Origin of the sequence: Streptomyces diacarni (assembly GCF_003323715.1) — a bacterium.
GTDB classification, from domain to species: Bacteria; Actinomycetota; Actinomycetes; order Streptomycetales; family Streptomycetaceae; genus Streptomyces; species Streptomyces diacarni.
This window is the reverse complement of sequence record NZ_QOIN01000025.1, coordinates 128181-139421: the sequence shown is the minus strand read 5'-3', so window position 1 is coordinate 139421 and position 11241 is coordinate 128181. Positions and strand designations below refer to the sequence as shown.

Sequence of the window (11241 nt, the reverse complement as noted above, 5' to 3'; positions counted from 1 at the left end):
TTCGGTGGTCATAGCGTGAGGGAAACGCCCGGTTACATTTCGAACCCGGAAGCTAAGCCTTTCAGCGCCGATGGTACTGCATGCGGGAGCGTGTGGGAGAGTAGGACGCCGCCGAACTATTCGTGAGGAAAGCCCCGTTGGCACACGCCAACGGGGCTTTCTTTTTGTGCTCGCCGGCGGAGCTCTTCCTCCGCGTTCGACGGTGCTGTCGGCGCTGCCCAGCGGTTCACTCCGCGCGTGCTGAGGCTCCGGCTCGCCGGGCGTAACGCCGTGGGTTACCGCCGGGCGCGACGCCCACGCGTTACCGCCTGGCGAGAGCGCTGCCGGCGCCGTGCGGTCCGCCCACCCTTCATGCCACCCCGTGCACGCTGGGTGAGCGGCGCCCGGTAGGGTCAGGGGGCATCGTCGGCACGTTCACACAGGAGGTCCACGGGTGGAGGTCCAGGAGACACGGGTCCAGACGGACCGGGTCCTCACCATCCCGAACATCCTCAGCATGGCTCGTCTGGTCGGCGTGCCGGTGTTCCTGTGGCTGATTCTCTGGCCGGAGTTCGGCGGGCCGAACTGCGACCTGTGGGCACTCCTCGTGATCGTCGCGAGCGGGGTCAGCGATTACCTCGACGGGAAACTGGCCCGTCGGTGGAATCAGATCAGCAGCCTGGGCCGTATTCTCGATCCGGCCGCCGACCGGCTGTACATCCTCTCGACGCTGGTGGGTCTGACCTGGCGCGAGATTCTCCCGCTCTGGCTGACGATCGCGTTGTTGGCCCGCGAACTGCTGCTTCTCGTCATGGTGTGGGTCCTGGACCGCCATGGCTATGCGCCGCCCCAGGTCAACTTTCTCGGCAAGGCCGCCACCTTCAACCTCATGTACGCCTTCCCGTTGCTGCTGCTCAGTGACGGAAGTGGATGGCTGGCATCACTCGCTGCGATCTTTGGATGGGCCTTCGCCGGTTGGGGTACTGCGCTCTACTGGTGGGCAGGGATCCTTTACGTGGTCCAGGTCCGCCGTCTGATCAGCGCGGATGCTGAAACCGACTGAACACCCGCCTCCGCTCGGAGGCCGACTGCCCTGAATTCGGCTTTGTGGGCCATCCTGGAGGGGTGAGGGTCGGTATGACCGTCGTCTGTATGAGGAGGACGCTTCCGACATGAAGGCCGTCGTGATGGCTGGCGGCGAGGGCACGCGCCTTCGCCCGATGACCGCGAGCATGCCCAAGCCGCTCCTGCCAGTGGTGAACAAGCCGATCATGGAGCATGTGCTCAAGCTGCTCAAGCGTCATGGGCTCACCGAGACCGTGGTGACCGTGCAATTCCTGGCCTCACTGGTGAAGAATTACTTCGGTGACGGTGAAGAGCTCGGCATGGAACTCAGCTATGCCCATGAGGAGAAGCCTCTGGGCACGGCGGGCAGCGTCAAGAACGCGGAAGAGGCGCTGAAGGACGACGCGTTTCTCGTCATCTCGGGCGACGCGCTCACGGACTTCGATCTGAGCGATCTCATCCGGTTCCACAGGGAGCGCGGGGCGATGGTCACCGTGTGTCTGACCCGGGTGCCGAATCCACTGGAGTTCGGTATCACCATCGTGGACGACGACGGGAAGGTCGACAGGTTCCTGGAGAAGCCGACGTGGGGGCAGGTCTTCTCCGACACGGTGAACACCGGCATCTACGTGATGGAGCCGGAGGTGTTCGACTACGTGGAGGCCGACGCGTCGGTCGACTGGTCGGGTGATGTCTTCCCGCGGCTCATGGAGGAGGGCAAGCCGATCTACGGCTATGTCGCCGAGGGCTACTGGGAGGACGTCGGCACGCACGAGAGCTATGTGCAGGCGCAGGCCGACGTGCTCGAGGGCAAGGTGGACGTCGAGCGGGACGGGTTCGAGATCTCGCCGGGCGTCTGGGTGGCGGAGGGCGCGGAGGTCCATCCGGACGCCGAGCTGCGGGGCCCTCTGTACATCGGTGACTACGCGAAGGTCGAGTCGGGCGCAGAGGTGCGCGAGCAGTCCGTCATCGGGTCGAACGTCGTGGTCAAGAGCGGCGCCTTCCTGCACCGCGCTGTGGTGCACGACAACGTGTACGTGGGTCCGCAGAGCAATCTGCGCGGCTGCGTCATCGGCAAGAACACCGACATCATGCGGGCCTCGCGCATCGAGGACGGGGCTGTCGTCGGCGACGAGTGCTTCATCGGTGAGGAATCGATCGTCCAGGGGAACGTGCGCGTCTACCCCTTCAAGACGATCGAAGCCGGCGCGTTCGTCAACACGTCCGTGATCTGGGAGTCCCGTGGGCAGGCGCACCTGTTCGGGGCACGCGGGGTCTCCGGCATTCTGAACGTGGAGATCACTCCCGAGCTGGCGGTACGGCTGGCGGGCGCGTACGCGACGACGTTGAAGAAGGGCTCCACGGTCTGTACCGCGCGTGACCACTCCCGCGGTGCGCGCGCGCTGAAGCGGGCCATCATCTCCGCGCTCCAGGCCAGTGCCATCGACGTACGCGACCTGGAGAACGTGCCGCTCCCTGTGGCCCGCGAGCAGACGGCGCGGGGCAGCGCCGGTGGCATCATGATCCGTACGACGACCGGTGTGCCGGACTCGGTCGACATCATGTTCTTCGACGAGCGTGGCGCGGACCTCTCCCAGGCCAAGCAGCGCAAGCTGGACCGCGTCTACGCGCGCCAGGAGTACCGCCGCGCCTTCCCGGGCGAGATCGGCGACCTGAGCTTTCCCTCCAGCGTCTACGACTCCTACACAGGATCTCTGCTGCGTGCCGTGGACACCACGGGGATCGCGGAGTCGGGGCTCAAGGTGGTCGTGGACGCGTCCAACGGCAGCGCGGGGCTGGTGCTGCCGAGCCTGCTCGGACGCCTCGGTGTGGACTCGCTGACGATCAATCCGGGGCTCGACGAGGCGCGTCCGACGGAGACGGCGGAGAGCCGGCGGGCCGGTCTGGTGCGGCTGGGGGAGATCGTGGCCTCGGCGCGGGCGGCGTTCGGGGTGCGGTTCGACCCGGTGGGTGAGCGGATCTCCCTGGTGGACGAGCACGGCAGGATCGTCGAGGACGACCGCGCGCTGCTGGTCATGCTGGACCTGGTGGCCGCCGAGCGGCGCAGCGGCCGGGTGGCGCTGCCGGTGACCACGACGCGGATCGCGGAGCAGGTCGCGGCCTACCACGGCACCCAGGTCGAGTGGACGACGACCTCGACCGACGACCTGGCCCGGGTCAGCCGGGACGACGCGACGGTCTTCGGCGGCGACGGGCGCGGCGGGTTCATCGTTCCCGAGTTCAGTTCCGTCTTCGACGGTGCGGCCGCTTTCGTGCGGCTGATCGGCCTTGTGGCCCGTACCCAGCTCACCCTCAGCCAGATCGACGCGCGGATTCCGCAGGCGCACGTGAGCCGGCGGGACCTTCCGACGCCGTGGGCGGTCAAGGGGCTCGTGATGCGTACGGTCGTGGAGGCGGCCGGGGACAGGTCGGTCGACACCACCGACGGGGTGCGGGTCGTCGAGTCCGACGGCAGGTGGGTGATGGTGCTGCCCGACCCGGCGGAGGCCGTCACCCATCTGTGGGCCGAGGGCCCCGACGAGGCCTCGGCGCAGGCGTTGCTGGACGAGTGGGCCGCTGTGGTCGACAGCGCGGGGCACTGAGCCGCGGGCAGGGCGGCGGCCGGGCCCGCGGCCTGCGGCGTCCGCCGTAGCGCCCTGCCGCTTCGCGCCGTACGCGGCGGGGCGTGCCCTTCCTCGTGGGCGGTACCAGGGGCAAGTCCCGCCGCACGGCGTAGCGGTGGGCGCGTTCGGTGGCAGGGGTCGTCACGTGCGACGATGTGCGGCATGTCGCAGCAGCCCAGCCGGAGCACCTTGTCGCGGTTCCCGCGGCCCGATGCCTCCATGTCGCTGCTCACCAACGTGATGGAGCACAGCCTCGACGAGGGGTACGCGGAGGCCGCCGCGCGCCGGGGCGAGGTGGGCCGCTCGCGGATGCCGCGCACCCTGCGGGCCAAGCTCGGTCTCGCGGTGGGGCTGGTGCTGGCCGCGCTGGTGGTGACCGTCGGTGCGGCGCAGGCGCGCATCTCCGCGCCGAGCATCGCCAAGGAGAAGCAGGAGTTGATCCAGCGGATCGAGTCGGGCGGCAAGGAAGCCGACACGCTGGGTGAGGACGTGGACAAGCTGCGCTCCTCCGTGGAGGCCGAACAGCGTGAGGCGCTGGAGAAGCACGGCGACGAGCGGGGCCGCACGGCGGCGCTGCTGGCCGGCGCGACGCCCGTCAAGGGTCCCGGTCTCAAGCTGGTGGTGGACGACGCGGAGGACGCCGGTTCCGGCGACGGTGACGGTGACGGCCCCAGGAAGAGCGACGGCTTCTCCGACACGGGGCGGATTCGGGACCGCGATCTCCAGCGGGTCGTCAACGGGCTGTGGGCGGCGGGTGCGGAGGCCGTCTCGGTCAACGGTCAGCGGCTGACGTCGCGTTCGGCCATCCGCGCGGCGGGGGACGCGGTCCTGGTCGACAACAAGCCGCTGGTGCCGCCCTATACGCTGCTTGCCGTCGGCCCTGGACAGAAGTTCAGCAGGACGTTCCAGGACAGTGTCGACGGGCAGTATCTGTACATCCTGCACAAGGACTACGGGGCGAAGACCAGCATCTCCGTCCAGGACGAGGTCCGGCTGCCGGCCGCGCCGAGTCTGAATCTGAGAACAGCGAAGCCTGTGCGAACAGGGAAGGGCAGCACATCGTGATCGCCGTACTGGGCCTCGTCGTCGGAGTGGTGGCCGGACTCGTCGTCCGGCCCGTGGTGCCGATGGCCGTCGAGCCCTACCTGCCCATCGCTGTCGTCGCCGCGCTGGACGCGGTGTTCGGGGGGCTGCGGGCCATGCTGGACGGCATCTTCGACGACAAGGTCTTCGTCGTCTCCTTCCTGTCGAATGTGGTGGTGGCGGCGCTGATCGTCTTCCTGGGAGACAAGCTCGGGGTCGGTGCCCAGCTCTCCACCGGGGTGGTCGTCGTCCTGGGTATCCGGATCTTCTCCAACGCGGCCGCCATCCGCCGGCACGTCTTCAGGGCGTGAGGCCGATGAGCGACGAGCGCAGGCCGCGGCAGGAACTGCCGCCCGAGCGGCCGGAGCGTGCGGAAGAACCCGCGGGCGAGACGGTGCCCGATGACCAGGGGGCCGCGCGGCTGACCGGGCGGCAGCGGCTGGGAAAGGCCGTCTGGCCCCCACGGGTGACGCGTGCCCAACTCATCGTGGCGCTTCTGTTGTTCGTCCTCGGCCTGGGGCTGGCCATCCAGGTGCGCTCCACCAGCGAGAACAGCGCGCTGCGCGGAGCCCGCCAGGAGGACCTGGTGCGCATCCTGGACGAGCTCGACGACCGCACCAAGCGGCTGGAGGACGAGAAGCGGAAGCTGACCGGGCAGCGCACCGAGCTGGAGAACAGCTCCGACCAGGCGGAAGAGGCCCGGAAGCAGACCAGGCAGAAGGCGGCCCAGCTGGGTGTCCTCGCCGGTACGGTGGCGGCCGAGGGGCCCGGTATCCGTATGACGATCAACGACCGGGCCGGCACCACCGATTCGGACACGCTGCTCGACGCCGTCCAGGAGCTGCGGGCCGCGGGGGCCGAGGCGATGCAGATCAACGGGGTGCGCGTGGTGGCGAGTACCTATTTCACCGACAGTGGCGGCGGAGTGAACGTGGACGGGCATAAGATCGACCCGCCGTACCGGTTCGAGGTCATCGGCAAGCCGGCGGATCTCGAACCGGCGCTGAACATCCCCGGCGGAGTCGTACAGACACTGAAGAACAAGCAGGCCACAGTGCATGTGACCCGCTCGGAGAAGGTCACGGTGGACGCCTTGCGACAGGCGAAGCGGCCTGACTACGCTCGGTCGTCATCGCAGTGAGATGGTGAGAAGAGTTGCGGGGGGTCGGCGGGCCGGCCCGGCACCGCGTGAGGGAAACTGTCTACAGGTCACGGACGTTAGACGGGCGTCGAGAGTGACCAATGAGAGCATCGAGGGTCTGTCCTGCCCCACGGGCGGGTCTGTTTCGTGCGAGGGGAATCGCCCGTGAGTTTTTTTGCGAAGTTGTTCGGCAAGGGCCGCCGGAGCGGTGACACGGGTACCGCGCGGCACCGTGCGTCCCACGACACCGAGGTGACGGGCACCGCCCCAGGGAGCGGCGGGGAGCGCCCGCTGTTCCGCGACGAGGTGGCCGGGCCCGCGGGCGACAATTCGGGTGGTCACAGCGCGTTTTCTGTTGACCCCGGTACGCAGGGGCGCATAGGTTCCCAGGCACCGCAAACCTCAAATCCAGGTGGAGGTTCTGCCTTGCCGGTGTGTAACAGGTGTGGAGCCCAGGTCGCCGAAGCGAGCCGGTTCTGCTCCAACTGCGGAGCCCCCCTGCGGGGCGGCGTGCCCGCGGAGGGGTCGTCGGAGACGACGTCGACGATCTCCATCTCCGGGCTGGAGGCCTACGACTCGGAGTCCACGGGCCAGCACGTCTCTCCTGTGCTGCCCCCCGAGGCGCAGGCCGCCGTGGAGGCGCTGCCGCTGGGCTCGGCGCTGCTGATCGTGCGGCGTGGCCCCAACTCCGGCAGCCGCTTCCTGCTCGACGGCGAGCTGACGACCGCGGGCCGCCACCCGGAGAGCGACATCTTCCTCGACGACGTGACGGTCTCGCGTCGGCACGTGGAGTTCCGGCGAGGTGCCGACGGCGCCTTCACCGTCTCCGACGTCGGCAGCCTGAACGGCACCTACGTCAACCGTGAGCGGATCGAGGCGGGAGTGCCGCTGGCCAGCGGCGACGAGGTGCAGATCGGCAAGTACCGCCTGGTCTTCTACGGAAGCCCGCGCACCGTCTGAGATTCCGCAGGGAGGCTCGTGCTGCACACGCCGTCCGGCGGTGCCCGGGTGGGCACCGCCGCCAGGGACGCAGGGCAGGGGAGCGGTCCGATGAGCATCGGCGCCGTCCTGCAGGCGCTCCGCGAGGAGTTTCCCGAGGTCACCGTCTCCAAGATCCGTTTCCTCGAGGCGGAGGGCCTCGTCGAGCCGGCGCGGACACCGGCGGGTTACCGCAAGTTCCACGCCGAGGACGTCGAGCGGCTCAGTCACGTGCTGCGCATGCAGCGTGACCATTATCTGCCGCTCAAGGTGATCAGGGAGCAGCTGGAAGGCGCCGCGGACGGCACCTGTCCGTCCGCCGTGCCGCCCTCGTCAGCCGAGCCGGAGGTGTCGCACGAGTCAGCCGAGCCGGAGGGCCGCCAGGCGGCTCAGCAGGCCGCGGGGCCGCCCGCTGCCGTGCGCCTGGGCCGGGAGGAGCTGCTGGCCGCCGTCTCGGCGGCGCCGGAGGAGCTCGCGGCGTGGGAGGAGTACGGGCTGCTCCGCGCCGACGCGGAGGGCGGATACGGGCACGGCGAGCTGGCGGTGGCGCGTCTGGTGGCGGAGCTGGGCCGGCACGGGCTGGAGGCACGTCATCTGCGGGCGCTGAAGCTGTGCGCCGAGCGCCAGCTCGATCTGGCCGAGCAGACCGTGGCGTCCCTCAGAAGGCACCCGGATGCCCGTACCAGGGAGCTGGCGCAGGGGACGGTCCAGGAGCTGGCCGGGCTGTCCGCGCGGCTCTACGCGGCCTTCGTGCAGGCCGCGCCGGGCACCTCGGGTGACTGAATCGGCACACTGGTGCCGTGGCCGGACGGCTGCCCGACTACCCAAACAGGCGCGGCACGGCCTAGGGTTGCTGTGTGAATGAGCTCGACGTCGTGGGTGTCCGGGTGGAAATGCCCACCAACCAACCGATCGTGCTCCTGCGAGAAGTGGGAGGCGACCGCTACCTCCCTATCTGGATCGGCCCGGGGGAGGCGACCGCGATTGCCTTCGCCCAGCAGGGCATGACCCCCGCACGCCCACTCACCCATGACCTGTTCAAGGACGTCCTGGAAGCAGTGGGTCAGGAGCTGACCGCGGTCCGCATCGTGGATCTGCGAGAAGGCGTGTTCTACGCGGAGCTGGTTTTCGCCAGTGGCGTGGAAGTCAGTGCCCGTCCGTCCGACGCCATAGCGCTCGCTCTGCGCACCGGCACGCCGATCTACGGCAGTGACGATGTGCTGGACGACGCGGGTATCGCGATCCCGGACGAGCAGGAGGACGAGGTGGAGAAGTTCCGCGAGTTCCTCGACCAGATTTCCCCGGAGGACTTCGGCACCAGCAGCCAGTGACGCCCCTGCTCGCCGTGCGCCGCGTTCGCCGACGCGGCGCGGGGGAGCGCGCGTCAGCGGCCGGGAGCGGTGGCCATCCGGCCAGCTTTTCCCCAGCCGAGGGCACGCGAAACCACTCCTGGGGGCATTATCACTCGCCGTGCCGAGTGTGGCGATCGTTGACGCACTCGGAGTGACTGCCTACCTTCATGTGGGCAGGTTCCGGGGGTAACCCGGGATGTGAAGGACGGAGGTCGGCGTGGCAAGCACCGGCGGCGAAGGTACGGCAGCTGGCGATTCGTCCCTCATCGACGGTCCACGGGCGGCCTACGGGCGGGAAGTGCCCCCGGGGCGGTCCGCCGTCGGCCCCCAGGCGGACGGGGCCCCGGGCGAGCCGGCGGATTCCCCGGCCGAACAGGTCGGCTACCGCGGACCGACCGCGTGCTCGGCGGCCGGCATCACCTACCGCCAGCTCGACTACTGGGCCCGCACCGGACTGGTGGAGCCCAGCATCCGGTCCGCCTACGGGTCGGGCACCCAGCGGCTCTACGGCTTCCGCGACATCGTCGTCCTCAAGATCGTCAAGCGGCTGCTGGACACCGGTGTCTCCCTCCAGAACATCCGTGCCGCCGTCCGGCACCTGCGCTCACGCGGCCGGACCGACCTGGCGCGGATGACGCTGATGAGCGACGGGGCGACGGTCTACGAGTGCTCCTCGCCCGACGAGGTGGTCGATCTGCTCCAAGGCGGCCAGGGAGTCTTCGGGATCGCCGTGGGCGTCGTGTGGAAGGACGTCGAGGGCGCCCTCTCGCAGCTGCACGGGGAGCGCGTCGACACGGGGGAGACCCTGGTGGGCGACCACCCGGAGGACGAGCTGGCCCGCCGCCGCAACCGCGCGGGCTGACGGGCGCCGCGCGCGGGGTGACCGGGCCGGTTGTCGGTGCCATGCGGCAGCATCGGACGTGTGAGGACCGAGCCGACCATCCTGCATCTGGACATGGATGCCTTCTTCGCCGCGGTGGAGCAGGCGTCCAAGCCGAGCCTGCGCGGGAAGCCCGTGGTGGTCGGCGGGCTCGGCCCGCGCGGGGTCGTCTCCACCGCCTCGTACGAGGCCAGGCGCTTCGGAGTGCACTCGGCGATGCCCACCGCGCAGGCCAGGCGCCTGGCGCCGAACGCGGCCTACCTGGGTACCCGCTTCGGGCTCTACCGGGCGGTGAGCGAGGTGGTGATGGAGCTGCTGCACGCGCTCTCGCCGCTGGTGGAGCCCCTGAGCCTCGATGAGGCGTTCGTGGACCTGGAGGCCCACGAGGCGCCTGCGGGCACGCAGGGCGGCGCCGAGGGGGCGCGTCAGGTCGGTGAGCGGCTGCGGCGGGACATCCGGGCGGCGACGGGGCTCAGCGGCTCCGTGGGGCTGGCCGGCTCCAAGATGCTCGCGAAGATCGCATCGGAGGAGGCGAAGCCGGACGGCCTGGTGCTGATAGAACCGGGCACCGAGCGGGACCGCTTGGCGCCCATGTCGGTGCGGACGCTGCCCGGGGTGGGGCCCGCGACGGGTGAGGTGCTGCGCCGTGCGGGCATCACCACGATCGGCGAGGTGGCGGAGGCGGGCGCTGACGAGTTGCTGCGGCTGCTGGGCAAGGCCCACGGCACGGCTGTCCACGCCATGGCCCACGGCGTCGACGAGAGGCCGGTGGTGGCGGAGCGGGACGCGAAGTCGGTCTCCGTCGAGGACACCTACGACGTCGATCTGACCGACCGCACGCGGGTGCGACTGGAGGTGGAGCGGCTCGCCCGGCGCTGTGTGACGCGGCTGCGCGCCGCCGGCCGTTCGGGGCGGACGGTGGTCATCAAGGTGCGCAGCTACGACTTCTCGACTCTGACCAGGTCGGAGACCCTGCGGGGGCCCACGGACGACCCCGGTGTCGTCAGGGAGGCGGCGCTGCGGCTGCTGGACGGCGTGGACACCACGGCAGGGGTGCGCCTGCTGGGTGTGGGCGTCAGCGGCCTGGCGGACTTCACGCAGGAGGACCTGTTCGCGCAGGCCCAGGCCGCGCGGAGCGAGGCCGAGGCCGAGGCGGCGCGGCAGGCCGCGGAGGCGGACGCCGAGCGGGACAGCGCGGTCGTGGAGGAGCCGGACGCCGCGGTGCCCGCCGACCGGCAGTGGATTCCGGGCCGGGACGTGCGGCACGCGGCGCACGGCAGGGGCTGGGTGCAGGGCAGCGGCGTTGGGAAGGTGACCGTCCGCTTCGAGGAGCCCGACACGCCGCCAGGCCGGGTACGCACCTTCGCCGTGGACGACCCGGAGCTGGAGCCCGCCGAGCCGGTCATGCTGGACGCGCGCGTGGCCGAGGCGCTGGCGCGGCGGGCCGCGCCGGCTCCCGAGGGCGGTCCGGGGGCCGGGGCCGGTCAGTCGCCGGCGCCGGCGATCCGTCCGAAGTCGCGGTCAGGCGGTGCGGGCGCCTCGTGGGGCAGTGGGGTGTCGAGACCGTAGTGGCGGTAGAGCTGGAGCTCCTGTTGCGGTGAGAGGTGGCGGCCCACGCCGAAGTCGGGTGCGCCCTTGATCAGATCGCGGGCGAAGGGCACGCGCAGGCCCGTCTCGTCCAGCCGGGAGGGTTCCAGCGGTACGAAGGCGTCACGGCTGAAGATCCCGGTGCGCAGGGCCGCCCACTCCGGTTCGCCGGTGGCGTCGTCCAGGTACACCTCGTCGACGGTGCCGATCTTGTCTCCCCGGCTGTCGAACGCCTTGCGGCCGATCAGGCTCCGCGGGTCTATGTCGGTCTGCACGGATCTCCCTCCCACGGGTTGCGACATGCTGTTCCTGCTCGTACTCACTACGAAACGGTACTTTTCGGCCACTGGCCACTTGAGCACACACCGGGTTACCACCGAGGGGCTCGCTGATACGCTCGTAAACGGCTGTCGACCCCGTGCGGGAGAGTCCTCCGGGAAGTTTCCGGAGGCGCCGAAGGAGCAACTCCTCCCCGGAATCTCTCAGGCTCACGTACCGCACGGACGAGGTCACTCTGGAAAGCAGGGCGGGCCCCGGACCAGCGCCGATGCC

At 70.0% G+C, this 11241-nt stretch carries 11 protein-coding genes, 1 rRNA gene, 1 pseudogene and 1 riboswitch; of the genes and pseudogenes, 12 read left to right on the top strand and 1 reads right to left on the bottom strand.

What is annotated here, in order from left to right; genetic code table 11:
- The 12 genes and pseudogenes from rrf to DTL70_RS02420 all read left to right on the top strand — a co-directional run bounded on the left by rrf (position 1) and on the right by DTL70_RS02420 (position 10671).
- A 5S ribosomal RNA gene (gene rrf, locus DTL70_RS02470) occupies positions 1-117 on the top strand.
- Between the two features lie 316 nt (positions 118-433).
- Positions 434-1042 (top strand): cardiolipin synthase ClsA, encoded by a 609-nt coding sequence (gene clsA, locus DTL70_RS02465; protein ID WP_114020145.1) that lies wholly within the window; start codon positions 434-436, stop codon positions 1040-1042.
- A gap of 109 nt (positions 1043-1151) precedes the next feature.
- Positions 1152-3647, top strand: a complete 2496-nt coding sequence (locus DTL70_RS02460) for a mannose-1-phosphate guanyltransferase (RefSeq protein WP_114020144.1) — start codon at positions 1152-1154, stop codon at positions 3645-3647.
- A 174-nt stretch (positions 3648-3821) separates the two neighbouring features.
- A complete protein-coding gene (locus DTL70_RS02455; protein ID WP_181860745.1) occupies positions 3822-4733 on the top strand; it encodes a DUF881 domain-containing protein in 912 nt (303 codons plus the stop codon).
- On the top strand, positions 4730-5062 hold the full coding sequence (locus DTL70_RS02450) for a small basic family protein (protein WP_016467540.1): 333 nt from the start codon (positions 4730-4732) through the stop codon (positions 5060-5062). The genes DTL70_RS02455 and DTL70_RS02450 overlap by 4 nt, the downstream gene beginning before the upstream one ends.
- Before the next feature lie 5 nt (positions 5063-5067).
- A complete protein-coding gene (locus DTL70_RS02445) occupies positions 5068-5892 on the top strand; it encodes a DUF881 domain-containing protein (RefSeq protein ID WP_114020142.1) in 825 nt (274 codons plus the stop codon).
- Positions 5893-6039: 147 nt separating this feature from the next.
- Positions 6040-6387: pseudogene (locus DTL70_RS34910) on the top strand (zinc ribbon domain-containing protein); the annotation flags it as partial.
- A gap of 15 nt (positions 6388-6402) precedes the next feature.
- Positions 6403-6852: an FHA domain-containing protein gene (locus DTL70_RS34905; protein ID WP_341483327.1), complete on the top strand. Its 450-nt coding sequence runs from the start codon at positions 6403-6405 to the stop codon at positions 6850-6852.
- An 18-nt stretch (positions 6853-6870) separates the two neighbouring features.
- Positions 6871-7653 (top strand): transcriptional regulator FtsR, encoded by a 783-nt coding sequence (ftsR, locus tag DTL70_RS02435; RefSeq protein ID WP_114020140.1) that lies wholly within the window; start codon positions 6871-6873, stop codon positions 7651-7653.
- A gap of 74 nt (positions 7654-7727) precedes the next feature.
- The gene (locus DTL70_RS02430) at positions 7728-8201 is read left to right on the top strand and encodes a bifunctional nuclease family protein (RefSeq protein ID WP_027739117.1); all 474 of its coding nucleotides are present in this window, start codon (positions 7728-7730) and stop codon (positions 8199-8201) included.
- A 319-nt stretch (positions 8202-8520) separates the two neighbouring features.
- On the top strand, positions 8521-9084 hold the full coding sequence (locus DTL70_RS02425) for a MerR family transcriptional regulator (RefSeq protein WP_425470302.1): 564 nt from the start codon (positions 8521-8523) through the stop codon (positions 9082-9084).
- A gap of 60 nt (positions 9085-9144) precedes the next feature.
- The gene (locus DTL70_RS02420) at positions 9145-10671 is read left to right on the top strand and encodes a DNA polymerase IV (protein WP_114020139.1); all 1527 of its coding nucleotides are present in this window, start codon (positions 9145-9147) and stop codon (positions 10669-10671) included.
- On the opposite strand, the gene DTL70_RS02415 is transcribed toward DTL70_RS02420, so the two are convergent.
- Positions 10587-10964, bottom strand: coding sequence for a PRC-barrel domain-containing protein (locus tag DTL70_RS02415; RefSeq protein ID WP_245978927.1), 378 nt, complete (start codon positions 10962-10964; stop codon positions 10587-10589). The two genes, DTL70_RS02420 and DTL70_RS02415, sit on opposite strands and share 85 nt — an antisense overlap.
- 136 nt (positions 10965-11100) lie before the next feature.
- Positions 11101-11197, top strand: a riboswitch (glycine riboswitch).
- Positions 11198-11241 lie beyond the last annotated feature (44 nt).

What these genes read in the sequence shown, in the direction of transcription:
- DTL70_RS02455 (WP_181860745.1), top strand. Translation starts at nt 3,822, where the DNA reads ATGTGCGGCATGTCGCAGCAGCCCAGCCGGAGCACCTTGTCGCGGTTC.
- DTL70_RS02445 (WP_114020142.1), top strand. Translation starts at nt 5,068, where the DNA reads ATGAGCGACGAGCGCAGGCCGCGGCAGGAACTGCCGCCCGAGCGGCCG.
- DTL70_RS02460 (WP_114020144.1), top strand. Translation starts at nt 1,152, where the DNA reads ATGAAGGCCGTCGTGATGGCTGGCGGCGAGGGCACGCGCCTTCGCCCG.